Here is a 22,989-nt window from a genome sequence, read left to right on the forward strand (position 1 = left end):
CGCCGGGGCCGGGGCTTCTCGCGGCTCCGGGTCAGACCTGCGCCGCACCCTTGCGGCGGCGGACCAGCACCGTGGTGCTGCCGCCCAGCAGGACCAGACCGGCCGCCGTGGCGAGCAGCGGCACCACCGGGGTGCCCGCACCGGTCGACGCCAGCGCCGCGCCGCCGCCGGCTCCGGTGGTGGTCAGCGTGGCACCGGTGCCGCCGCCCGTGCTCCCGGCCTGGACGGCCGCGGGGGTGGTGCTGCCGCCCTGCGCGCCCGCCGGGGCCGACGGGAGCGGCGCGTCCGCGTCGAAGGCCAGCGAGAGGGACACCGGGTCGAGCGCCTCGCCCGCCGGGTAGTTGCCGAAGGCCGGCACGCCGTCGGCCGTCAGCTTGGCGGGCACGCCGGTCAGCGTGACCACGCCGCCGACCGGCGCGAAGCTCGCACCGGAGAGGTCCAGTTCGGCGATCCGCACCGCCGGGAGAACGGAGTTCGTGCCGTCCTGCGCCTTGGCGGTGACGTCGGCGACCAGGAACGCGCCGCCCTGGTCGATCCGCACGCCGAGCCCGGACAGGGTGGTGTCGAGCGCGTAGCCGCCGCCCGCGGCCGGGTGGCCGAGGAACCGGACGGAGCCGTTGAAGCCGGCCGTCACCGCGTGGGTCGCGGTGTCGTAGCTGCCGGTGGCGCCGCCGAAGCGGTAGCCGGCCGCGCCGCCGCCGAACTCCACCTTGCCGTCGGCCACCGGGCTGGCCAGGTACTTGCGGAAGCTCTCCTTGACCGTCCAGTCCAGGGTGCCGTTCACGATGGCGAGCGCGCCGCCGGCCGGGGTGGTCGCGGTGGGTGAGGCGGTCGGCGAGGCGGAGCCGGTCGCCGTGGCGGTGGCCGACGGGGACGCGGAGGCGGTGGGCGAGCCGGTCGAGGTCGCCGACGGCGAGGCGCTCGTCGTGGCGGTCTCGGTGGCGGTCGCCGTCGCCGTCGCCGTGGTGGTGGCGGTGGCGGTCGCCGACGGGGAGGCCGGGTCGGAGGGGGACGCGGTCGCCGTGGGGGACGGCGAGGGCGTGACCGGGGTCTGCGCCAGCACGACCGACAGCGGGTCCAGGTCGGAGCCCTCCGCGTAGAAGCCGGCGAAGACCTTGGCGCCCTCCGCCGTCAGCCTGGCCGGGGTGGCGCCCCCCGTGGTGGTGTCGCGGGCCACCGTGAAGGTGGCCAGCGGCACGTCCTGGCGCTCGGTCAGCGCTCCGCCGATCTGCTCCTTGGACGCGGTGTCGGCCGTCAGCGTCCCCACGGTGCCCGCGGTGGTGAGCTTCAGGTCGGCCAGCGCGACGTCCAACTGGCCCGCGTGGGCGGTGAAGCGCACACCACCGGTGAATCCGGCGGACAGCGCGTGGGTGCCGAGGTCGTACCGCGCACCGGACAGGCCGAAGTGGAAGGTGCCGTCGGCGTTGCGGGTGGCCCCGCCGGTCACCTCGACCGTGCCCTGGCCGATCGGGCCGGTCACGTAGGTGCGGAAGCTCTGCTTCACACCCCAGTCGAGCGAGCCGGTGTCGTAGACGACCTCGGTCGGGCCCGCGCCGAAGGCCACCGCGGGTGCGCCGAACGCGGTCAGCCCGAGGCCGATCGTCGCGGCGGCGAGCGCGGCCAGGGAGGTGCGGTTGCGCCGACCGGGGCGCTGGGCGGTGGTACGGGACATGGACTCGAACTCCTTTTGAGGAAAAACGGGATGACGGATCGTCAGGACTGCGGGGAGGCGCTCTCGCCGGTGGCGCGCCGGCGCCGCCGGACGAGCAGTGCGCCGACCGCCACGAGGGCGGCGAGGAGCACCGCGCCGCCCAGCGCCACCATCGGCGCCGCGCTGCCCGAGGAGGCTGCGGAAGCGACGGGAGCGGCGGACGGGGCCGCGGTGGTGGTGGGTGCGGGCGGCGCGGCCGGCGCGCTGCCGATGTCCGGGAGCGGCGGGAGGACGGCGGCCGGGTCCAGGGCGACGGCGAAGCTCAGCGGGTCCATCTGGGTCCCGGCGGGGTAGAGGCCGCCGAAGGCCTTCGCGCCCGACTCGGTGAGCAGCAGGGGCAGTTCGACCGCCTTGAGCAGGCCGTCGGCCGGCTTGAGCGAGCCGGCGTCGAAGGTGGCCAGTCCGACGCGGGCCGGCTGCTGGACGGCGCCGTCCGCCGTCCGGCCGGAGACCTCGGCGGTGAGGGTGCCGCGGCCGTCGGCGATGCTGACGGCGGCGTCGGCGAGCGCCAGGTCGAGGCCGTACCCGGCGCTGCCCTGGGCGTCCGTGCTCTGCATGCCCGTGAAGTGCACCGTCCCGGCGAAGGAGGCGGTCAGGGCTCCGGTGGCGGCGTCGTAGCTGCCGGCGGCCGGCGTCCAGCGGAAGAACGCCCCGCCGTCGGCCGCGCCGTCGGCGAGCTCCCAACGGCCCTTGGCGATCGACCCGGTGACGTAGTCGCGGAAGGTCCGCCGGACACCCCAGTCGAGCGAGCCGGCCGTGAACCCGGCGGGGGCGGCCGCGGTGGCCGTCGGTGCGGGCGCCACCGTCGCCGTGGGTGTCTCGGTGGGCGTCGGCGCGGCCGGGCTCGCCGCAGCGGGCGCCGGGGTCGTCGGCGCCGGGAGGTTGACCGACAGCGTGAGCGGGTCGAGCGCGGTGCCGGCGGTGTAGAAGTTGCCGAAGGCGCTCGCCCCGGCGGCGGTGAGGGTCGCGGGCACGCTGCTCAGCGTCAGGGTGCCCGCCGCGCCCCGCAGGTCGAGACCCGCGAGCGAGAGGTCGGCGAGCCGGGCCTGGCCGGCGGTGGTGACCTTGCCGGTGTCCTTCGCCTTGCTGGTGACGTCCGCGTAGAGCCCGGCGCCGCCGCTGCCGCCGGCCCGGAGGGTGAACCGGCCGATGGTCATGTCGAGCGCGTTGACGCCGTTCTCCTGGTGTCCGGTGAAGTGGACGCCGCCGGAGAAGGCCGCGGTCAGTGCGCCGGTCTCCGGGTCGTAGGTGCCGGTCGCCGAGTGGAAGCGGAAGGTGCTCCCGCCGACGGTGGCGGCTCCGCCGGTCAGGCCCCAGCTGCCCTTGGCGATCGGCCCGGTGACGTACGTGAGGAAGGACTGCTTGATCCCCCAGTCCAGCCGGCCGCCGGCCACCTTCCCCTCGGCCGCGGCCGCCTGGACGGGCAGCAGGGCCACCAGCAGGAGGGCGGCGAGAGCGGCCACCAGGGTGGCGGCGAGGCGGCGGAGCCGTCGCGGCAGGGGCATGGCAGGTCGCTCCTCGGCAGGACTGGGACGTGGCTGGAAGACATGGTTCGACGAGGGGTGGCCGAAAACCGACCCCCTTGCGAAAGCTAGGTAAGGCTAACCTAATATATGAGTCAAGAGCACCGCTGCCCCACCTCCCACCTCGGGAGCGGAGGCGGCAACACCCATCGAAGGGGCGGCAGTTGAGCAGCACCATCCGACACCGGGCAGCCCGGCGGCCCGCCGGGCTGCTGACCGCCGTGGGCCTGCTGTTCGCCGCCGTCGGCTGCGCCGCACCCGCCGGCCCGCAGCCGGCCCCCGCGGCCGCGAGCGCCCCGGACACCGTCGAACCACTGGCCGCGCCCCCGACGCCGGCCCTGCCCGCCACCACCGCCTCGGCCGACGGCCGGCCGGTCACCGTCACCAGCGCGGAGCGGATCATCCCGCTGAGCGGCAGCCTCGCCGAGATCGTCTTCAGCCTCGGCCTCGGCGCGAAGGTCGTCGCCCGGGACGTCTCCACCACCTTCGAGCAGGCCGCCGCACTACCGGTGATCACCCAGGCGCACGACGTCTCGGCCGAGGGCGTGCTCTCCCTGCACCCCACCGTCGTCCTCGCCGACCGCTCCACCGGCCCGGCCGAGGCGGTCGCGCAGATCCGCGCCGCCGGGGTGCCGCTGATCGTCCTCGACGACGCCAAGCAGCTCACCGACATCGACAGCCGGATCGACACCGTCGCCGGGGCCCTCGGAGTGCCCGGCGCCGGTGCGGAGCTGAAGCAGCGCACCGACCAGCAGCTCCAGCAGGCCCGGGCCGCGCTCACCCCCGCCGGCCGCAAGCCGAAGGTCGCCTTCCTCTACCTGCGCGGCAGCGCCTCCGTCTTCCTCCTCGGCGGCGCGGCCTCCGGCGCCGGCTCGCTGATCGAGGCCGTCGGCGGCGAGGACGCGGGCACCGCCGCCGGCCTCACCGCCGACTTCACGCCACTCACCAGCGAGGCACTGGTGAAGGCCGCCCCGGACGCGATCCTGGTGATGACCAAGGGCCTCGAATCGGTCGGCGGCGTCGACGGCCTGCTGAAACTCCCCGGCGTCGCCCAGACCCCGGCGGGCCTCGACCGCCGGATCGTCTCCGTCGAGGACGGCAAGCTGCTCAGCTACGGCCCGCGCACCCCCGAGGTGCTGCGCACCATCGCCGCCCAGCTGTACGGCGCTGCGCAGTGACCACCACCGAGGCGACCAGCAGCGAAGCGACCACCACCGAGGCGGCCGGCACGCCCGGCGGACCGGCCGCCGTGGCCCCACCCGTACCCCGTACGGCCCGCAGCCGCACCGCCCTGGTCACCGCCGCGCTCGCCGCCGCCCTCGTCCTCTGCGCCCTGTTCGCGGCCGGCATCGGCGCGTACCGGATCCCGCTCGGCGACATCCTGGCCTCCTTCGGCCACCGCCTGGGCCTCGGCGGCCACGCCCTGGACCGGGTCCCCGAATCCGTCCTGTGGAACGTCCGGCTGCCACGGGTGGTACTGGCCCTGCTGGTCGGCGGCTCGCTGGGCTGCGCTGGAGCGCTGATGCAGGGCATGTTCGGCAACCCGCTGGCCGAGCCCGGGGTGATCGGCGTGTCCTCCGGCGGCGCGGTCGGCGCGGTGGCCTGCATCGTCCTCGGCCTGGACGGGCTGGGCAGCTGGACGGTGACGGTGTCCGCCTTCGGCACCGGCCTGCTGACGGTCTTCGCCGTCTACGCGATGTCACGCTCGAACGGCCGGACGGAGGTCGTCACACTCGTCCTGACCGGCGTCGCCGTCAACGCCTTCTGCGGCGCGCTGATCGGCATCTTCCTGTTCACCGCCGACAGCGCCGCGATCAGCCAGGTCACCTTCTGGCAGCTCGGCTCGCTCTCCCAGGCTAGCTGGGGCAAGGTACTGGCGATCCTGCCGTTCGCCGCCGTCGGCCTCGCCGTGGCACCGCTGTACGCCCGCAAGCTCGACCTGCTGGCCCTCGGCGAACGCCCGGCCCGCCACCTCGGCGTGGACGTGGAGCGGATGCGGCTCGTCCTGATCACCGTGGTCGCGCTGCTGACGGCGGCGGCCGTCGCGGTCAGCGGCATCATCGGCTTCGTCGGCCTGGTCGTCCCGCACCTGCTGCGGATGGTGGCCGGCCCCGGCCACCGCTTCCTGCTGCCCGGCAGCGCCCTCGGCGGCGCCCTGGTGCTGGTGGCCGGCGACCTGGCGGCCCGTACCGTCGCCCAGCCCGCCGAGCTGCCGCTGGGCGTGCTCACCGCGCTGATCGGCAGCCCCTTCTTCTTCTGGCTGCTGCGCCGGACCCGGACCAAGCAGGGTGGCTGGGCATGAGACTGCGAAGCCGACAGATCCCCGAACGACCCTCCCCCGGAGCCGAGTTGCTGGCCGCCGAGGCCGTCCGGCTGACCCTGGGCGGGCGCGAGCTGCTGGCCGGGGTGGACGTCCGCGTCCGCGCGGGCGAGGTGCTGGCGCTGCTCGGGCCGAACGGGGCGGGCAAGTCCACCCTGCTGTCCGTACTGGCCGGCGACCTGCCGCCGTCCTCGGGCGCCGTCCGGCTGCTCGGGCGCCCGCTCGGCTCCTACCCCGCCGCCGAACTCGCCCTGCACCGGGCGCTGTTGCCGCAGTCCTCCGGACTGTCGTTCCCGTTCACGGCGGGCGAGGTGGTCCGGATGGGACGCGCCCCGTGGGCCGGCACCCCGGCAGCCGCCCAGGACGAACAGGTCGTCGCGCACGCGATGGCCGCGACCGAGTCGGCGCGCTTCGCCGAACGGCCGTACACGGCGCTGTCGGGCGGCGAGCGGGCCCGCGTCTCGCTGGCCCGGGTGCTCGCCCAGCGCGCACCGCTGCTGCTGCTGGACGAGCCGACGGCCGCGCTCGACCTGCGCCACCAGGAACTGGTGCTCAAGGTGGCCCGGGAGCGGGCGGCCGACGGGGACGCCGTGGTCGTCGTGCTGCACGACCTGTCGCTGGCGGCCGCCTACGCGGACCGCGTGCTGCTGCTCGCGGACGGCGCCACCGTGGCGGACGGCCCGGTGGCCGAGGTGCTGCGCGCCCCGCTGCTCAGCCAGGTCTACGGCCACCCGGTGGAGGTGCTGGCGCACCCGCGTACGGGCAGCCCGCTGGTGCTGCCCGTACGCGGCTGAGAGCGGCCGACCCGGCTCAGTCCTCGTCGTCGAGCCGGAACCCGACCTTCAGGCCTACCTGGTAGTGCGCGACGTGCCCGTCCGCGATGTGCCCCCGTACCTGCACCACCTCGAACCAGTCGAGGTTGCGCAGCGTCCGGCCGGCGCGGTCGACGCCGTTGCGGATCGCCGCGTCGATCCCCTCGCTCGACGATCCGACGATCTCGGTGACCCGGTAGATGTGGTCGCTCATGACGGCCTCCGTGAGGTGTGGGACGGGGCGTGCGACAGCCCCGTCCACCACCGTGCACCCTGGACGGACCGCCCGCACGCCCGGACCGCCGGTCAGCGGACGGCGCCGCGGGTCAGAGGGCGGCGCGGACCTCGCCCACCTGCACACCGCCGCCGAACAGCGGGGCCGCGCCGATCCGCTCCACCGTGCCGTCCGGCGTGCTCACACCCAGCCGGCGCAGCGCCGCCGCCAGGACGGGCCCGCGGGCCCGCTCGGCACCGTCCTCGATCTTGAACGCCAGGGCCCGGCCGTCCGCCAGCGCGACCACCTGGACGGCCTCGGCGCCCATCTTCGACAGCGCCCCCGGCACCGCCCGCATCAGCCAGGTGTCGGCGCGCCGGGTGCCCGCGACGTACTCCGGGTGGGCCCGCATCGCGTCCGCCACCCGGCGCTGCGCGCTGCCGGGCCCGGCGAGCAGCAGCGAGCGGTAGCCGCGGGCCAGGCCGGTGAGCGAGACGGCGAGCAGCGGCGCACCGCAGCCGTCCACGCCCTCGGCCGCGGGCCGCTCGCCGGTGGCCTCCTCCAGGGCCTCGTGGGCCAGCCGCTGGATCGGGTGGGCGGGGGCGAGGTAGGAGCCGGTGTCCCAGCCGTTGGCGACGCAGGCGGCCAGCCAGCCCGCGTGCTTGCCGGAGCAGTCCATCAGGATCGGCGCCCGCTCGCCGCCGGCCCGCAGGTGGAGCTCCGCCTCGGTCTCGTCCAGCGGCAGGTCGGCCGGGGTGCGCAGGGCGCTCTCGTCCAGGCCGGCCGAGGCCAGGATCTTCCGGACGCCGTCGCGGTGGAACTCCTCGGCGGAGTGGCTGGAGGCGGCCAGTGCCAGCAGCTCGCCGTCGATCTCCAGACCGGCCCGCAGGGTGGCCACCGCTTGGAAGGGCTTCGCGCAGGAACGCGGGAAGACCGGGGCGTCGGGAGCGCCGAGGGAGTACTCCACCGAGCCGTCGGCGGCGAGCAGCACCAGGGAGCCGTGGTGGCGGCCCTCGGTGAAACCGGAGCGTATGACTTCGGCGAGAACGGTCGGGGCAGCGGACTGCGGCATGGGGGTGGTGCCTTCCGGGGTGAGGGTGGGTGCCCGGGCGCCGCCCCCGCCCCGGGCTCCGGTTACTCCGCCAGGGAACCGCCCGCCAGCAGGTCGTCGACCCGTGCTTCCCCTTCACGGTACCTGCGGGCGATCTCCGCGCTGCAGTCGTCCGTGGTGCGCTGCAGGATCTGCCGCCGGCCGGACACCTCGCGCTCGTGCGCGCGGAGCCGCTCCAGCGCCGCCAGCAGGTCCTCGGCCGGGTGCGCGGCGAGGTCCGCCAGCCGGACGTCGCCCATCAGGGCGTCCGCCTGCACCTGGTACTGCTCGCCGCGCGGCGGGCCGAGCGTGACGTGGCGGGCCGAGCTGCGGACGGTGGAGGGCGCGTCCGTCAGGATGGCCGGCAGCCGGTCGAGCAGGGCGCGGGCGTCACCGCCCGCCGCGCCGGCCGGACCGGTGGCGCCGGCCAGGAGTTCGGCCGCCGGGCGGCGCTCCAGTTCGGCCCGCAGGATGTCCATCCGGCCGTGCAGCAGGCGGCGCAGGTAGGAGAGGTCCGCCTCCTGCTCCTGGGCGTCCCGGCGCAGGGTCCGCAACTGCGCCAGGCCGAGCTGTCCGATGGCCGGCGGCTCCGGGGCCGCGGCCCCGGCCGGGACGGCCCCGGGGACGGCCGGATCGGCGGCCGCCGGGCCCCCGCCCCGCGCGCCGCCCGGAGCCTTGCCGGACCGACCGTGCACCGCGCTGCTCGCGTCCATCAACCAACCACCTGCCGTTGTCCTGATCCCGCCCGCTCGCGCCACTTCTCGTGTGCCACGTGTCCGGTCCCGTCCTTGGCGTGCCGTGTGCAAGCACGTCCGGGCGCCCCCGGGAGTTCCCGCCGGGCGCCGATGCCACTCCCGGGGGCGACACCGGCAGAACGTTCGTCCGGTCGTTCGATCACATGACCGAACCGGCCCGTCGCGGCGGGCCATGGCGCCCCGGACCGTCCTACCGTCCACCAGCGTGCCACCCCGCCCGCCGCCCGCGCACCGCCCGGCCACCCGAACGGCCCCCTGGCGAACGGGGGTGGCTGATACGACCAGCAGGTTCTGCCGAGAGATCGATTGCGCCAGGGGCGTGCGCGCACACCACCCGGCGCGCGCCAGGGCGAAATACGCCCCTCAATGCATCCGTACGCCTCTGGTCGGCCACCGCCGACCGTGCAGCCGGGAGGCTCCGGCAGAATGAGCCCATGCGAGCAGTGGTTCAGCGAGTGACCGAGGCCAGGGTGACGGTGGCCGGCGAGAGCGTCGGCGCGATCGAGGGCCCGGGCCTGTGCGTCCTGGTCGGCGTCACCCACGACGACACCCCCGCCAAGGCGGCCCAGCTGGCCCGCAAGCTCTGGAGCCTGCGGATCTTCGACGGGGGCGAGCCGGGCGGTGAGAAGTCCTGCTCGGACCTCGGGGCGCCGCTGCTGGTGATCAGCCAGTTCACCCTGTACGGCGACGCCCGCAAGGGGCGCCGCCCCACCTGGAACGCGGCCGCGCCCGGCCCGGTCGCCGAACCGCTGGTCGACGAGGTCGTCACCCAGCTGCGCGCCCTCGGCGCCAAGGTCGAGACCGGCCGGTTCGGCGCCGACATGCAGGTCTCCCTGGTCAACGACGGCCCGTTCACCGTCGTCGTGGAGATCTGAGCCCCCGGCCACCGCCGCCGCGGCACTACTGCGGGACGACGACCTCCTGGCCGGCCGCCACCGTGCCCGCCAGCAGCACCGCGTCCACCGGCACGTTGCGCTTGACCACGGCCAGCGCGATCGGCCCCAGCTCGTGGTGACGCGCCGAGGACGTCACGATGCCCAGCGGGCGGCCCTGCGGGTCCGAGGCCAGGTGCACCTCGGCGCCGTGCGGCGGCAGCGACTCCTCGGTCCCGTCCAGGTGCAGGAACACCAGCCGGCGCGGCGGCCGGCCCAGGTTGTGCACCCGGGCGACCGTCTCCTGCCCCCGGTAGCAGCCCTTGTTCAGGTGCACGGCGGTGGCCAGCCAGTCGACCTCGTGCGGGATGGTCCGGTGGTCGGTCTCGAAGCCCAGCCGCGGCCGGTGCTGCTCGATCCGCAGCGCCTCGTACGCCCACATCCCGGCCGCCGGGCCGTACGCCTTCGTCAGCGCGGCCAGCTCGGCGCGCGGCAGGAACAGATCGCGCCCGTAGGCGAGTTCGCGGACGGCGGCGGCGCCCTCGGCGGAGGCGGTGGACCCGGCCGGGACGTGCACCACCGCGTAGTCGGCGGTCGCGTCCGCGACCTCCACCCGGTAGAAGAACTTCATGCTCTCCAGGTAGCCGACCAGCGCCTGCTGGGTGCCCGGCTCGACGTGCGCCCAGGTGGTCGAGCCGTCGTCCACCAGGTACAGCGCGTGCTCGACGTGCCCGTTCGGGGAGAGCACCAGCGCCTCGGTGGCCTGCTGCGGCGCCAGCGCGCTCACGTGCTGGGTCAGCAGCAGGTGCAGCCAGGTCAGCCGGTCGTCACCGGTGACGGTGACGACGCCCCGGTGCGAGAGGTCGACGAAGCCCCGGCCCTCGGCCAGGTGCCGTTGCTCACGGAAGATGTCGCCGTAGTGGGCGGCCACGCCCTCGTCGGCTCCCTCGGACGGGACGGCACCGGGCAGGGCAAGCAGCGGGCTCTTCATACCGGTCAGCTTACGACTCGCGCTGCCCGGCCTTGGCGGTGCAGTCGGCGCAGCGGCCGAAGATGGCGAAGTGCTTCAGGTCGGTGTCGAAGCCGTGCTGCTCGCGCAGGCTGCCGATGAGCGGCTCGGCGATCGCGGTGTCCGTCTCGGTGACCTTCTCGCAGTCCCGGCAGACCAGGTGCAGGTGGTGGTGCCGGCCCGCCAGGTGGTACGTCGGCGCGCCGTGGCCCAGGTGGGCGTGCGAGACCAGCCCGAGCTCCTCCAGCAGCTCCAGCGTCCGGTAGACGGTGGAGATGTTGACGCCGCTGGCCGTCAGCCTGACCTGCGCGAGGATCGCGTCCGGCGTCGCGTGGTCGAGGACGTCGACGGCCTCCAGCACCAACTGGCGCTGCGGGGTGAGGCGGTATCCGCGTTCGCGCAGGTCCGCCTTCCAGTCGCCGGAGAGGTGCCTGTCGGTGGTGCCGGTGTCCGCCACAGTGCTGTCCCTGCCGAGTAGAGGTCGTGGAACAAGTGTAGGGACCGACCACGGGTCGGTCCCTACGTGTGCGCGCGGGCGTGCGCCGAGGCGTGCGGTCGAGCGGTGCGGCCGGGCACGCGGCCGGGCATGCGCCCGGGCGGGCGGTCAGGCGTGCGGTCAGGCGTGCGGTCAGCGGAAGAACGCGATGCCGTCGTCCGGCAGGTCGTTGATGTCCTTGATCAGCTGCGCCGGGCTCAGCACCCGCTTGAGCTGCGCGGACATGTACGGGCGCAGCGGCACCTCGGGGGCGGCCTTCTCGCCGACCCACAGCAGCTCCTCGGCGACGAAGCCGTACAGGCGCTTGCCGCCCGAGTACGGCGCCGAGCCCTCGATGCGGGCGACCGCGTCGGTGCTCACCTCGATCTGCGGCTTCCCGTCGGCCAGCTCGCCGTACCAGATCTCGACGGTGCCGTCGTCGCGGACGGAGGAGATCTCGATCCCGCGGGCGCCCTTGGTGCCGTGCGGGTTGCTGGTGATCCGCCAGAACGAGTGCTCGTTCTCCAGCGGACGGACCTTCTCGCCCTCGTTGTCCAGCACCCAGCTGCGGGAGCGGAATTCGAGGAACGCCCGGCCGTCGTGCCGGATGACGATCTCCTGGCCGAAGTTGCACTTCTCGGCACCGGGGAAGTCGTAGACGCCCGCGCCCTCCCAGGTACCGAGGAGGAAGGCGAGCGGGATGACGTCCTTGTGGAGGTCAGAGGGGATCTCGATCATGTTCCTGGTCACTGTCGGCGGTGTGGGACGCAATCAACCGTACGGCAGCGAGGGTCAGCGCTGGCCCTGGTACAGCTTCATCACGGAGAAGATGGCGAACCAGGTGATCAGCACGGCCATGAGGGCCAGCAGACCGTCGAAGAACCATTCCAGAGCGGACACGGTGACTCCCATTGCGGCGACAGGGGCAATAAGCGGGCGGATACGACCCCGCGAGTCTATCCGCCGCCCATCGGCCGGTCTCGGTGAGGCCCACCACGTCGCGGCCGTGTCTGCCCCGGGGGTGTCCTAGGGTGTCGCCCATGGCGAAGAAGCTGGTCATCAAGGTCACGGCAGGCGCGGACGCACCGGAGCGGTGCTCGCAGGCGTTCACGGTGGCGGCGGTCGCCGTCGCGAGCGGGGTGGAGGTGTCGCTCTGGCTGACCGGGGAGTCGTCCTGGTTCGCGCTGCCCGGCCGCGCGGCGGAGTTCGAGCTGCCGCACGCGGCCCCGCTGCCGGACCTGCTGGACTCGGTCCTGGTGGCCGGCTCCGTCACCCTGTGCACCCAGTGCGCGGCGCGGCGCGGCATCGGGCAGAAGGACACCGTGGACGGCGTGCGGATCGCCGGCGCCCAGGTCTTCGTCGCCGAGATCATGGCCGACGGCGTGCAGGCCCTCGTCTACTGAGCCCCGCCGAGTGGGCCCCGCCGAGCCGCTACCGGGGCTTCTCCTCGTGGTCGGGCCGGTCGCGGTCGTGCCCCGGCTCGTCCCACTTCGGGCTGTCCCAGCGCGGGTCGTTCCACCAGTCGTCCTCGGGGTCGCGCTTGTTCGCGAAGACGGCCGCGAGCGGCGGGATCACCATCGCGACCACGCACATCCCGATCGCCGCCGGCACCGACACGAAGCGCACCACGCCCCAGGCCAGGACGAACAGCCCCAGGCAGACGCCCATCATCACGAAGTAGCGGACATGCCGCTGGTGTGCCTGCACACCTCCACGGTACGACCGGGCGCCCCGGTCGGGCAGCCCCCCCGGCAGTCGCGGCGGCACGGCGGCCCCGAAGGGCCGTCAGGCCGCCCGCTCCGCAGGCTCCCCGAGCCCGGAACCGCCCGAGGGCCCTCCCCCCGACCGGCGTCGGGGGGAGGGCCCTCGGGGTGGATCGATCGATCAGACCGCGATCGCGACCTCGGTGGAGGCACCCTTGGAGGCCACCACCTCGCGGTCGACGGTCGCGCCGGGGATGAGGGCGCGCAGCGTCCACTTGCCCGGGCGGGCGAAGAACCGGAACTGGCCGGTGGCCGAGGTCGGGACCTCGGCGGTGAACTCGCCGCTCTCGTCGAGCAGACGGACGTAGCCGTTGACCGGCTCGCCGTCGCGGGTCACCGAGCCCTGGATGATCGTCTCCTTCTGCACGTCAACTCCTGCCAGGTCCGGACCGCCGGCCTTCGCACCACACATGTCGATCTCTCCTTAACAGCCCCGCGAGGGGCAATGCCTGACTTGGGCCGGTGCTCAGTTACCGAGCGCGATCGGCACGCCGACGAGGCTGCCGTACTCGGTCCAGGAACCGTCGTAGTTCTTGACGTTCTTCTGGCCGAGCAGCTGGTGCAGCACGAACCAGGTGAGCGCGGAGCGCTCGCCGATGCGGCAGTACGCGATGGTGTCCTTCTCCAGGTCGACGCCCTCGGCCTGGTACAGGTCGCGCAGCTCGTCGTCGCTCTTGAAGGTGCCGTCGTCGTTGGCGTTCTTCGCCCACGGGATGTTGGCGGCGGTCGGGACGTGGCCCGGACGCTGCGACTGCTCCTGCGGGAGGTGGGCCGGGGCGAGCAGGCGGCCGGAGAACTCGTCGGGCGAACGGACGTCGACGAGGTTCAGCTTGCCGATGGCGTTGAGGACGTCGTCGCGGTAGGCGCGGATCGACGGGTCCTGCGGCTGGGCCTTGTACTCGGTGGCCTTGCGCTCGGGCACCTCGGCGACGAGCTCGCGGGAGTCGAGCTCCCACTTCTTGCGGCCGCCGTCGAGCAGGCGGGCGTCCTGGTGGCCGTAGAGCTTGAAGTACCAGAAGGCGTACGACGCGAACCAGTTGTTGTTGCCACCGTAGAAGACGACGGTGTCGTCGTTGCCGATGCCCTTGGCCGAGAGGAGCTTCTCGAAGGCCTCCTGGTCGACGAAGTCACGACGGACCGGGTCCTGGAGGTCCTGGGTCCAGTCGATCCGCACGGCGTTGCGGATGTGGTTGGTCTCGTACGCCGTGGTGTCCTCGTCGACCTCGACGATGACGACCTTCGGGTCGTCCAGGTGTGCCTGGACCCAGTCGGCGTCGACCAGGACGTCACTGCGGCTCATGGTGATGTTCTCCATCCGAGGGCGGTTTGCGGAAGGTACTTCGGGAGACCCGGGCCGACCGGTCCGAATTTCTGTCCGAATATTGGGACGGAACGGGGTGCGGGTCGTACCGGATCGTGGACTGCGAGGTACGGGGGCGACGGCCGGCGTCAACTGCCGGGCCAGGTCACCGGAGAAGGGGGCGGCGAGCAGGAACTGCGCGCCAGAGCCACCCGGTTAGCGCATTCGACACAGACAGGCGGACACGCGGCACAGGTCTACCGCCCGCCGCTTCGTGAGGTCCGTCTGTCGCTTCATGCTGACGATGCTAGGGACACCGGGCGCCCCCTGTCATTAGCGTACCGAATAATGAGACGAATTGGTTCGCATCGTGAGATTTGTGCTCTTCATGCCCAGCCAGGGGCGACCGGAGGGGCTTCGGAGGTACGTACAGGCGTGGAACGACGACGCTCCGCGGTCCGCGCTGGACAGCGCGTCTCGCGGAGCGGAACGTCGGAGGAGGCGGGGACGGGACGGGGACGGGACGGGACGGGCGGGAAGGGCGGGACGGCTCAGCCGGTCAGCTTCAACCCGGTGCCCCGGAAGGTCAGCCGCACGCCGTCGGGCTGCGGCTGCGCGTCGGCCAGGTCCAGCCCGGCCGGGAGGTTCTTCAGGGAGAGGGCGAACGGGCCGAGCTTCTGGTTGGCCACCCCGTTGAGCATCGCGGCGACACCCGTGAGCTGGAAGCCGTCCGCGGTCACGGTGTTCCCCTTGGCGTGCACCGTGCCCTCGCCGACCGGCACCGAGCCCAGCGAGGCCTTCACCTTGCCGGGCCCGCCGTACGACAGCGCGAACCGGGCGCCGGACACCTCCGGCAGGATCCGGGAGAGGTCCGCGTAGGTGACCAGGCCCTCGCCGGTGCCGCTCGCCACGGTGGCACTGTTGAAGCTGTCACTCACCGCGACACCCGAGAGCCGGGCCGTGAACGCGTGCAGCGCGACCTGCTGGCGGCCGTCGCCGACCATCAGGCCGTCCGCCGAGAGCCGGACGTCGTCCAGCTTCATCGACAGCGCCTGGGTGAGGAACGGGAACCCCTCGATGGAGACCTGCGGGCGCTGGCTCAGCACGCCGTGCTGCACCAGCTGGTCGGCCACCTCCCCCTCGGCCACGCCCACGGCGATCCGGTCGGCGCCCACCAGCAGCCCCGAGAGCACCGCCAGCCCGACCGTCACCTTCAGCCAACCCCGCATCGTTCCCCCTCACCCGTCACCGCCCCACCCGAACACACGGACGTACGACGCCCGGCCCCGGGCCATGGTTCCGCGCCCGGGGCCGGCCCGCCGTCAGCCCGCGAGCAGCCGGCTGCCGATCCACACCAGCGGCGAGGCCACCGCCAGCGGCAGCGCCACCCCGGCCGTCATGTGCACGAACCGGGACGGGAAGTCGTACGCCGCGACCCGGCGCCCGACCAGCGCGCCGACGCCCGCGAGCGCCCCCAGCGCCGCCGGAGCCCCGACCAGCAGGCCGAAACCGGCCGCCAGCAGCAGCCCCAGCACCGGCGCCAACCCCTTCGGGCCGGGCAGCGGCGCAGCCGCCACCACGGTCGCCAGCGCCACCGCGGCCACCGCGGCCGGCACCCACTGCGCGATCAGCAGCGCGCTGCACAGCACCGTGACCACGCTCGCCGAGCCGAGCACGGTCAGCGCGTAGAAACGCTCCGCCGGGTCGGACGGGCGGAACGTCTGCAGCACCAGCACCAGCAGGAAGAACCCGCCGAGCGTGCCCACCACCGCGGCCGCCCCGCCGTCGGTGCCCGCCAGCAGCACCGCCGCGTCGGCCGTGAACCCCGCCAGCACGGCCAGCGCGATGCCCTGCCGGGCCGGCCACATCCCGTTCAGCCGGAACCAGCCGGCCGCCGTCAGCACCTGGAGCAGCGCCACCGCGAGGGCCAGGCCGAAGCTGCCGAGCGCGGCGCCGCCCGCCAGCAGAGCGGCCGCACCGGCGGTGATCAGCGCGGGCTGCAACCCGGGCTCGATGATCGGCGACCCCGTCCGCGGAGCGGCCGCGGGCGCCTGCGCGGCAGGAGCCGCGACGGGCACCTGCTGCGGCGGCGGCCCCGGCGCGAACGCGGGCTGCGGGGCGTAGGACTGCTGCTGGTACGCCTGCTCGTACGGGAGCTGCGGTGCGTGGGGGAGCTGCTGGCCGTACGGCTGCTGGTGCTCGTACGACTGCTGCTGTGCGTACGGCTGCTGCTGGTACGCCTGGTCCTGGTAGGCCGGGTCCTGGTGGAGCGGCTGCTGGTGGAGCGGCTGCTGGTGATGCGGCTGCTGGTACGCCTGCTGCTGCTGGTCAGGCCCGGCGTACTGCTGCTCCTGCGGCTGCGCGTAGGGCTGCTGCCCGTACGGCCACTCGGGCTGCTGCTGCGGCTGGGCCCAGCCGTCGGCGGGCGGGGGCGGGTATCCGTTGCTCATGCCGCTCACCCTCCCGCGAACGGAGGGAGCACCTCGACGGTGCCGCCCTCGGTGAGGGCGACGGCCGAGTGGTCGCGGCCGCCGACCGGGGAGCTGTCGACCAGGAAGGAGCTGTGGCCGAGCACCTGGAGGAAGCGGGGCCGGTCCGCGTGCCGCTGCCGGGCGCCCGCCAGCGCCTCGGCGAGGGTGGCGGCGAGGTAGGGCTCCTCGGCCAGGCCGGCCTCGGACTTCGCGGCCGCCCAGTAGCGGATCGTCCCCCCGACCGGTGCCCCGGTCGGGACCTCGCCCCTGGTGGGCTCGGTGGTCGCAGCCATGGCAACCCCTCTTCTCGTGGTGCTCGAACGTACGGCCGTTCCGGCTCCCGGTCCCCGTCGGGGCCGGTCGGTCACCCACTCGAAAGAGGTACGCCTGCGGTGCGGCCGATGTGCCCCCCATGATGGCCTGCCGGGCCGCCCCGGCGGCAACCGCCCTGGCCAGTCGCACCCCGTACCGGGGAGCAGGTTGTGGCCGGAGTCACCCGCGGATGGCGCGATCCGGCGGAAGAGTCCCTTCCGGGGCCTCCCCGTGCGGGGCGTGGTCGGCTATTCTCGGCGGGTAAGGGATCCGGGCAGAGTCGCCCCCGGGTCCTTTTGTGCTTTCAGGACGCCAATACGGACGTTCGCACGAGCGCCGGCGGTCCACCCCCGCCGGCGCTCGCGGGAACCGCCCTCGCCACCGCCTCACAACGACGTGCAGGCAGCCGGCCGGGGCGTCGGAACCGGTACCGGGCCGCCGCCCGGTACTCGGAGCAGACCGGAAGGTTCGCGGGATGAGCAGAGCAGCAACGGAGCACCAGGGGTTGCGGGACTCCTGGCGCACGCCCCGTACTGCCGTGCGCGCCGGCGAATCCTCCGGAACTCTGCCGGCGTACACCCCTCCCACCTCAGCACCTGCGCCATCCGGCTGTGGCGGCAGCCGTAACGCGACCGCGACGACCCGGAAAGGGGACTACCGGGTATGAGTTCACTCCTTCTGCTCACCAACGCACTGCAGCCGTCAGCGGAGGTACTGCCCGCGCTCGGCCTGCTCCTGCACACCGTACGAGTGGCACCGGCCGAGGGCTCCGCCCTCGTCGACACACCGAACGCCGACGTCATCCTCGTCGACGGCAGGCGTGACCTGCCGCAGATCCGCAGCCTCTGCCAGCTCCTGCGCTCCACCGGTATCGGCAGCCCGCTGATCCTGGTCGTCACCGAGGGCGGGCTGGCCGCCGTCACCGCCGAATGGGGCATCGACGACGTCCTGCTCGACACGGCCGGCCCGGCCGAGGTCGAGGCCCGCCTGCGGCTCGCCATGGGCCGGCTCCAGGTGGTCTCCGACGACAGCCCGATGGAGATCCGCAACGGCGACCTCTCGGTCGACGAGGCGACCTACTCCGCCAAGCTGAAGGGCCGGGTCCTCGACCTCACCTTCAAGGAGTTCGAGCTGCTCAAGTACCTCGCCCAGCACCCCGGCCGGGTCTTCACCCGGGCGCAGCTGCTGCAGGAGGTCTGGGGCTACGACTACTTCGGCGGCACCCGTACGGTCGACGTCCACGTGCGGCGCCTGCGCGCCAAACTCGGCGTCGAGCACGAGCAGCTGATCGGCACCGTCCGCAACGTCGGCTACCGCTTCGTGGTGCCCGAGAAGCCGGACAAGGGCGAGCGCCCCGGCCTGGAACAGCGCAGCACGGCCGCACTGGAGGCCTGACCGGCCCGAGCCGGGCGGGATCATCCCGCCCGGCTTGTCCGGATACCGCCCGGACCGCCCCGGAAAAGGGCGCGACAGTACCCGCCGGTAGGGGCCCTGCCCCGTGCCCGCACCGCGCGACCCGCGTAGACTCCGCACGTGGCCAAAGTGACGCGCGACGATGTAGCCCGACTGGCTGGGACCTCGACCGCGGTCGTCAGCTACGTCATCAACAACGGGCCGCGACCGGTCGCGCCCGCGACCAAGGAGAAGGTGCTCGCGGCGATCGAGCAGCTCGGCTACCGGCCGAACAGCGTCGCCCAGGCGATGGCCTCCCGTCGCACCAACCTGATCGGCATGGTCGTCCCCGACGCCCGCCAGCCGTTCTTCGCCGAGATGGCGCACGCCGTCGAACGGGCCGCCTCCGACCGCGGCAAGCTCGTGCTGATCGGCAACTCCGACTACGTCGACGACCGCGAGGTCCACTACGTCCGCGCCTTCCTCGGCATGCGGGTCTCCGGCCTGATCCTGGTCAGCCAGGGCCCCTCGCAGCGCGCGGCGGAGGAGTTCGCCGCCATGGAGGGCGCCAAGGTCGTCCTGCTGCACCGCCGCCCCGAGGCGATCGACGACGTCGCGGTGGTCACCGACGACGTCGGCGGCGCCGAACTGGCCGTCCGCCACCTGCTGGAGGTGCACAAGCTCCCCTACGTCGCCTGCTTCGGCGGCCCGGTGGAGTCCCCCGCCCCCGGCGACCCGGTCATCGACCACGTCGAGGGCTGGCAGCGGGCCATGGACGCCGCCGGCCTGCCCACCGCCCCGCACCTGATCGACGCGCCCTTCCACCGCTACGGCGCCTTCCAGGTCGCCGTCGACCTGCTGCGCTCCCCCGGGCGGCCGCCCGCCATCTTCTGCTCCACCGACGACCAGGCGATCGGCGTCCTGCGGGCCGCCCGCGAGGTCGGCCTGCGGGTGCCGGAGGACCTCGCCGTGGTCGGCTTCGACGACGTCCCCGAGGCCGCCCTCGCCGACCCGCCGCTGACCACCGTCGCCTCCGACCGCGACGCGATGGCCCGGGCCGCCGTCGACCTCGTCCTCGACGACTCCCTGATGGTGCCCGGCTCCGACACCGAGCGGGTGCGCAAGTTCCCGTCCCGCCTGGTGGTCCGCCGCTCCTGCGGCTGCGGAGCGGCCGGCCAGGCGTAGCCCCTGGCCACGGTCGCGGGCGCCCCTGCCCACGTTCGTGGGCTGACCAGCCTTTATGAGAAGTCAACGGGCTTCTCTCGCCCTTCTGAGCCGTCTCTCATCAAACCTTCATCCGGCAGGCGGACGTTGGTCACATGAGCGAGCAGCAGCGCAACCCCGAGTCCGGCGACACCCCCTCGTACGGCTACGCGGGCTGGGCCCCGCCGCTGCCGGCCGGACCGCCCGCCGCACCCGTCGTCGAGGGCACCGTGGTCTCCCACGGCGCCGCCCCGCACCGCTACGTCGAGGACCACTCCGGCGGGGCGTTCCAGGACGGTGCGTTCGGCAGTGACCGGGCGGCCGAGGGCGGCGCGTTCACGGGCGGGGCGTTCGACGGACCTCCGCCGCCGCCCGTCCTGCCCGCCGCCGCAGCGGCACCGGCCGGCGGACACGCCCGCCGCGGCTTCCTGCGCGGCCGGCTCGCCCTGGTCACCGCCGTGGCCGCCGTCGCCGCCGTGCTCGGCGGAGTGGCCGGCGGTGCACTCGCCGTCGGCGAGCGCGGCGGCTCCACCACCGCGTCGAGCACCATCGCCAGCCCCGTCTCCGCCCGCTCCGACGGCAGCGCGGACGTCGCCGCGATAGCCTCCGCCGTCTCCCCGAGCGTCGTCCAGATCACCGTCAAGACCAACAGCGGCACCGCCACCGGCACCGGCGTCGTCCTCACCACCGGCGGCCAGATCCTCACCAACTACCACGTCGTCTCCGGCGCGGCCTCCGGCGGCACCGTCACCGTCACCTTCAAGGACGGCTCCACCGCCGGCGCCACCCTCACCGGCACCGACAAGGCCCTCGACGTCGCCGTGATCACCGCCTCCGGCGCCGAGAACCTCACCCCCGCCACCCTCGGCGACTCCGGCCAGGTCCAGGTCGGCGACTCCGTCGTCGCCATCGGCAACCCCGAAGGCCTCACCGGCACCGTCACCTCCGGCATCATCAGCGCCGAGAACCGCCAGGTCACCGTCCAGGTCGACGAAGGCTCCACCAGCGGCAACGGCGGCTTCGGCTTCCCCACCCTGCCCGGCCAGCGCGGCAGCAACGGAAACTCCAACAGCACCGCCGGGGACACCGCCACCTACAAGGCGTTCCAGACCGACGCCGCCCTCAACCCCGGCAACTCCGGCGGCCCGCTGATCAACACCGCCGGCCAGGTGATCGGCGTCAACTCCGCCATGTACTCGGCCGGCGGCTCCAGCTCCACCGCCGACTCCAGCAGCGCCGGCAGCGTCGGACTCGGCTTCGCCATCCCCGTCAACGACATCAAGAAGGTCCTGCCCGAGCTGCAGGCGGGCCACAACGTCTAGACGGACAATTGCAGTACCCCGGCCGGCCCACCTGGCCCGGCTCTCCGGCGCAACCGACGACACCACCACCGACGCAGAGAGGGCGACCAAGCCCATGACTCCCCCCGCCGACGACCGCACCGCCGCCGAGGGCACCACCGCCCGCCTTCTCGTGGTCGACGACGAGCCGGCCCTGCGCGACGCCCTGGAGAGCAGCCTCGCCTTCGAGGGCTACGACGTCACCACCGCCACCGACGGCTACGAAGCCCTCGACGCCGTCGAACGCGACAAGCCCGACCTCGTCCTGCTCGACATCATGATGCCCCGCATGGACGGCCTCACCGCCGTCCGCCGGATGCGCTCGCGCGGCGACACCGCCCCCGTCCTCATGCTCACCGCCCGCGACGCCGTCGGCGACCGCGTCACCGGCCTCGACGTCGGCGCCGACGACTACCTCGCCAAGCCCTTCGAGCTCGACGAACTGCTCGCCCGCGTCCGCGCCCTGCTCCGCCGCAACGCCCTCGCCACCGAAGCCGCCCGCGCCGTCGCCACCGAGGACGACAGCGAGGTGATGGCCTTCGCCGACCTCCGGATGAACACCGCCACCCGCGAGGTCACCCGCGACGGCAAGCCCGTCGAGCTGACCCGCACCGAGTTCATGCTGCTGGAGATGTTCCTCTCCCACCCCCGCCAGGTCCTCACCCGCGAACAGATCCTCAAGGCCGTCTGGGGCTTCGACTTCGAACCCTCCTCCAACTCGCTCGACGTCTACGTGATGTACCTGCGCCGCAAGACCGAGAACGGCGGCATGCCCCGGCTCATCCAGACCGTCCGCGGCGTCGGCTACGCCCTGCGGCCCGCCGCGGGCGCCGCTGCGTGAGCGACGCCCTGGTCCCCGCGACACCGCCGATGCCGCCCGCCCCGCCGTTCGTCCACCCGCCGCGCAGGTCGCTCCGCCGCCGGCTGGCGGAGTGGTACCGGGGGCGCTCGCTGCGCAGCCGGCTGGCGGCGCTGACGGCACTGGCGGTGGCGGTGGCGATCGCGCTGTCGGCGCTGGCCTGCTGGTTCATCGTGGAACAGCGGCTGTACGACCTGGTGCGGCAGAACCTGGCCGCCGGGGGGAAGCTGCAGCCCCGCTTCGACCCCAACAGCATGGCCTGCGAGAGCACACCTCAGGCCGCGCTCGACACCGCCAAGCAGAGCCAGGCCGCCGCCGGCGCCGCCCAGTACAACCTGCCACCGCAACGGGACACCCAGCTGCTCTCCCTCAACGGCGAGGTCGTGTGTCTGCCCCTCAACGCGACGACAGCCATCACCGTCAACGCGGACGACCTCAAGGGGGCTGCCCTGAAGCCGGGAGAGTCCACGGAACGAACCGGAAGCTACACGGACGGCACCTCCGCCATCGTCCGGGTCGCCCCCTGGTACCCGGACCCCCGCCTGCCCGCCAAGGGCATCGTCATGACCGCCGTCTCGACCGAGCCGGTCAAGGAGTCGCTGCAGCAACTCGCCCTGATCCTCGGTGGCGTGGCAGCCCTCGGCGTCGTCGGCGCCGGCCTCACCGGCCGGCTGATCGCCCGCTCCGCGCTCAAGCCCGTCGACCACCTCACGGACGTGGTGGAGCACATCGCCCGTACCGAGGAGGTCGGCACCACCATCCCGGTCAGCGGGAACGACGAGATCGCCCGGCTCTCGACCTCCTTCAACTCGATGAGTACGGCGCTCGCCAACTCCCGTGAGCGGCAGACCCGTCTGATCGCCGATGCCGGGCACGAGCTTCGGACGCCGCTGACCTCGCTGCGGACCAACGTCGACCTGCTCATCCGCAGTGACGACACCGGCCGGCCGCTGCCGCCGGCGACCCGTACCAAGCTGCTCGGCAACATGAAGGCGCAGATGCAGGAACTCACCCTGCTGATCGGCGACCTGCTCCAGCTGTCCCGTCCGGACTCGCCGAAGCCCGGCCAGAACATGACCGTGGTGGCCCTGCACGAGATCGCCGGGCGGGCGGTCGAACGGGCCCGGCTGCGCGGGCCGGGGCTGGTCTTCGAGCTGGGCATCGAGCCCTGGTACGTGCACGGGGACGGCGCTGCGCTGGAGCGGGCCGTGATCAACCTGCTGGACAACGCCGTCAAGTACAGCCCGCCGGGCGGCAAGGTCGAAGTGCGCCTGCACGAGGGCCTGTTGACCGTCCGCGACCACGGACCGGGGATCGAGCCGGACGAACTGCCGTACGTCTTCGACCGGTTCTGGCGTTCGCCGTCGTCCCGGCAGCTGCCGGGCTCGGGGCTCGGGCTGTCGATCGTCGCGCAGTCCGTCCGGGACTCGGGCGGCGAGGTCTCGCTCGGGCCGGCCAGGGACGGCGGGCCGGGGGCGCAGGCCACCGTCCGGCTGCCGGGGTCGCCGGTCGCCGGGTGACGAGGACGGGCGGGGCGCCCGGAGGCACCCCGCCCGTCCCGTACGCCG

At 73.8% G+C, this 22,989-nt stretch carries 25 protein-coding genes; 10 read left to right on the forward strand and 15 right to left on the reverse strand.

The features are described from left to right. Nucleotides 1-31 precede the first annotated feature (31 nt). Nucleotides 32-1,672, reverse strand: coding sequence for an HtaA domain-containing protein (locus ACFUK0_RS22475; protein ID WP_380252904.1), 1,641 nt, complete (start codon nt 1,670-1,672; stop codon nt 32-34). Nucleotides 1,673-1,713: 41 nt separating this feature from the next. Continuing rightward, nucleotides 1,714-3,216 (reverse strand): HtaA domain-containing protein, encoded by a 1,503-nt coding sequence (locus tag ACFUK0_RS22480; RefSeq protein ID WP_380252906.1) that lies wholly within the window; start codon nt 3,214-3,216, stop codon nt 1,714-1,716. Nucleotides 3,217-3,398: 182 nt separating this feature from the next. Here ACFUK0_RS22480 and ACFUK0_RS22485 point away from each other — a divergent pair, with 182 nt between their 5' ends. Genes ACFUK0_RS22485 through ACFUK0_RS22495 form a run of 3 tightly spaced genes read left to right on the forward strand, consistent with a single transcriptional unit; the run spans nt 3,399 to nt 6,348 of the window. Further along, entirely contained in the window at nt 3,399-4,412 is a 1,014-nt protein-coding gene (locus tag ACFUK0_RS22485; RefSeq protein WP_380252908.1) for a hemin ABC transporter substrate-binding protein, read from the forward strand. Further along, nucleotides 4,409-5,536, forward strand: coding sequence for a FecCD family ABC transporter permease (locus tag ACFUK0_RS22490; protein ID WP_380252910.1), 1,128 nt, complete (start codon nt 4,409-4,411; stop codon nt 5,534-5,536). The genes ACFUK0_RS22485 and ACFUK0_RS22490 overlap by 4 nt, the downstream gene beginning before the upstream one ends. Beyond that, entirely contained in the window at nt 5,533-6,348 is an 816-nt protein-coding gene (locus tag ACFUK0_RS22495) for a heme ABC transporter ATP-binding protein (RefSeq protein WP_380252912.1), read from the forward strand. The genes ACFUK0_RS22490 and ACFUK0_RS22495 overlap by 4 nt, the downstream gene beginning before the upstream one ends. A 16-nt stretch (nt 6,349-6,364) precedes the next feature. Here the strand turns inward: ACFUK0_RS22495 and ACFUK0_RS22500 are convergent, their stop codons facing one another. The 3 genes from ACFUK0_RS22500 to ACFUK0_RS22510 all read right to left on the reverse strand — a co-directional run bounded on the left by ACFUK0_RS22500 (nt 6,365) and on the right by ACFUK0_RS22510 (nt 8,383). Further along, on the reverse strand, nt 6,365-6,580 hold the full coding sequence (locus ACFUK0_RS22500) for a dodecin (protein ID WP_380252914.1): 216 nt from the start codon (nt 6,578-6,580) through the stop codon (nt 6,365-6,367). Nucleotides 6,581-6,692: 112 nt separating this feature from the next. After that, a complete protein-coding gene (locus tag ACFUK0_RS22505) occupies nt 6,693-7,652 on the reverse strand; it encodes an asparaginase (RefSeq protein ID WP_380252916.1) in 960 nt (319 codons plus the stop codon). 62 nt (nt 7,653-7,714) lie between these two features. Further along, nucleotides 7,715-8,383 (reverse strand): ABC transporter substrate-binding protein, encoded by a 669-nt coding sequence (locus ACFUK0_RS22510; protein WP_380252918.1) that lies wholly within the window; start codon nt 8,381-8,383, stop codon nt 7,715-7,717. A 476-nt stretch (nt 8,384-8,859) separates the two neighbouring features. Here ACFUK0_RS22510 and dtd point away from each other — a divergent pair, with 476 nt between their 5' ends. After that, nucleotides 8,860-9,300, forward strand: coding sequence for a D-aminoacyl-tRNA deacylase (dtd, locus tag ACFUK0_RS22515; protein ID WP_380252920.1), 441 nt, complete (start codon nt 8,860-8,862; stop codon nt 9,298-9,300). A gap of 25 nt (nt 9,301-9,325) precedes the next feature. Here the strand turns inward: dtd and ACFUK0_RS22520 are convergent, their stop codons facing one another. From ACFUK0_RS22520 to ACFUK0_RS22530, 3 genes are all read right to left on the reverse strand, one after another. After that, entirely contained in the window at nt 9,326-10,288 is a 963-nt protein-coding gene (locus ACFUK0_RS22520; protein ID WP_380252922.1) for a YgfZ/GcvT domain-containing protein, read from the reverse strand. Between the two features lie 10 nt (nt 10,289-10,298). After that, on the reverse strand, nt 10,299-10,763 hold the full coding sequence (locus ACFUK0_RS22525) for a Fur family transcriptional regulator (protein WP_380252924.1): 465 nt from the start codon (nt 10,761-10,763) through the stop codon (nt 10,299-10,301). A gap of 171 nt (nt 10,764-10,934) precedes the next feature. Beyond that, nucleotides 10,935-11,519: an FABP family protein gene (locus ACFUK0_RS22530; protein WP_380252926.1), complete on the reverse strand. Its 585-nt coding sequence runs from the start codon at nt 11,517-11,519 to the stop codon at nt 10,935-10,937. 302 nt (nt 11,520-11,821) lie between these two features. On the opposite strand from ACFUK0_RS22530, the gene ACFUK0_RS22535 reads away from it, so the two are divergent. Beyond that, nucleotides 11,822-12,184 (forward strand): DsrE family protein, encoded by a 363-nt coding sequence (locus tag ACFUK0_RS22535; RefSeq protein ID WP_380252928.1) that lies wholly within the window; start codon nt 11,822-11,824, stop codon nt 12,182-12,184. Nucleotides 12,185-12,212: 28 nt separating this feature from the next. Here ACFUK0_RS22535 and ACFUK0_RS22540 read toward each other — a convergent pair whose 3' ends face one another. From ACFUK0_RS22540 to ACFUK0_RS22570, 7 genes are all read right to left on the reverse strand, one after another. After that, nucleotides 12,213-12,488, reverse strand: a complete 276-nt coding sequence (locus tag ACFUK0_RS22540; protein ID WP_380252930.1) for a DUF3099 domain-containing protein — start codon at nt 12,486-12,488, stop codon at nt 12,213-12,215. Between the two features lie 177 nt (nt 12,489-12,665). Then, on the reverse strand, nt 12,666-12,956 hold the full coding sequence (locus tag ACFUK0_RS22545) for a DUF1416 domain-containing protein (protein ID WP_380252932.1): 291 nt from the start codon (nt 12,954-12,956) through the stop codon (nt 12,666-12,668). Between the two features lie 54 nt (nt 12,957-13,010). Next, nucleotides 13,011-13,844, reverse strand: coding sequence for a sulfurtransferase (locus tag ACFUK0_RS22550; RefSeq protein ID WP_380252933.1), 834 nt, complete (start codon nt 13,842-13,844; stop codon nt 13,011-13,013). 216 nt (nt 13,845-14,060) lie between these two features. Next, nucleotides 14,061-14,141, reverse strand: coding sequence for an Ms5788A family Cys-rich leader peptide (locus tag ACFUK0_RS22555; protein WP_353652343.1), 81 nt, complete (start codon nt 14,139-14,141; stop codon nt 14,061-14,063). A gap of 254 nt (nt 14,142-14,395) precedes the next feature. Then, nucleotides 14,396-15,073, reverse strand: coding sequence for a DUF2993 domain-containing protein (locus ACFUK0_RS22560; RefSeq protein ID WP_380252935.1), 678 nt, complete (start codon nt 15,071-15,073; stop codon nt 14,396-14,398). A gap of 93 nt (nt 15,074-15,166) precedes the next feature. Continuing rightward, nucleotides 15,167-16,294 (reverse strand): hypothetical protein, encoded by a 1,128-nt coding sequence (locus tag ACFUK0_RS22565; RefSeq protein WP_380252937.1) that lies wholly within the window; start codon nt 16,292-16,294, stop codon nt 15,167-15,169. Nucleotides 16,295-16,299: 5 nt separating this feature from the next. Beyond that, nucleotides 16,300-16,608 carry a MoaD/ThiS family protein gene (locus ACFUK0_RS22570; RefSeq protein ID WP_380252939.1) on the reverse strand — a complete coding sequence of 103 codons (309 nt, stop codon included), beginning with the start codon at nt 16,606-16,608 and terminating at the stop codon, nt 16,300-16,302. 682 nt (nt 16,609-17,290) lie between these two features. Here ACFUK0_RS22570 and ACFUK0_RS22575 point away from each other — a divergent pair. The 5 genes from ACFUK0_RS22575 (at nt 17,291) to ACFUK0_RS22595 (ending at nt 22,941) form a co-directional block, all read left to right on the forward strand. Next, nucleotides 17,291-18,022, forward strand: a complete 732-nt coding sequence (locus tag ACFUK0_RS22575) for a response regulator transcription factor (RefSeq protein ID WP_266321920.1) — start codon at nt 17,291-17,293, stop codon at nt 18,020-18,022. 138 nt (nt 18,023-18,160) lie between these two features. Continuing rightward, a complete protein-coding gene (locus ACFUK0_RS22580; RefSeq protein WP_380252940.1) occupies nt 18,161-19,204 on the forward strand; it encodes a LacI family DNA-binding transcriptional regulator in 1,044 nt (347 codons plus the stop codon). A gap of 134 nt (nt 19,205-19,338) precedes the next feature. Continuing rightward, on the forward strand, nt 19,339-20,544 hold the full coding sequence (locus ACFUK0_RS22585) for a S1C family serine protease (RefSeq protein WP_380252941.1): 1,206 nt from the start codon (nt 19,339-19,341) through the stop codon (nt 20,542-20,544). A 94-nt stretch (nt 20,545-20,638) separates the two neighbouring features. Next, nucleotides 20,639-21,403, forward strand: coding sequence for a response regulator transcription factor (locus ACFUK0_RS22590; RefSeq protein ID WP_380252943.1), 765 nt, complete (start codon nt 20,639-20,641; stop codon nt 21,401-21,403). Continuing rightward, nucleotides 21,400-22,941, forward strand: a complete 1,542-nt coding sequence (locus ACFUK0_RS22595; protein ID WP_380252945.1) for an ATP-binding protein — start codon at nt 21,400-21,402, stop codon at nt 22,939-22,941. Before ACFUK0_RS22590 ends, ACFUK0_RS22595 begins: the two co-directional genes overlap by 4 nt. Nucleotides 22,942-22,989 lie beyond the last annotated feature (48 nt).

The organism is Kitasatospora sp. NPDC057223 (genome assembly GCF_042669755.1).
Classification (GTDB): domain Bacteria; phylum Actinomycetota; class Actinomycetes; order Streptomycetales; family Streptomycetaceae; genus Kitasatospora.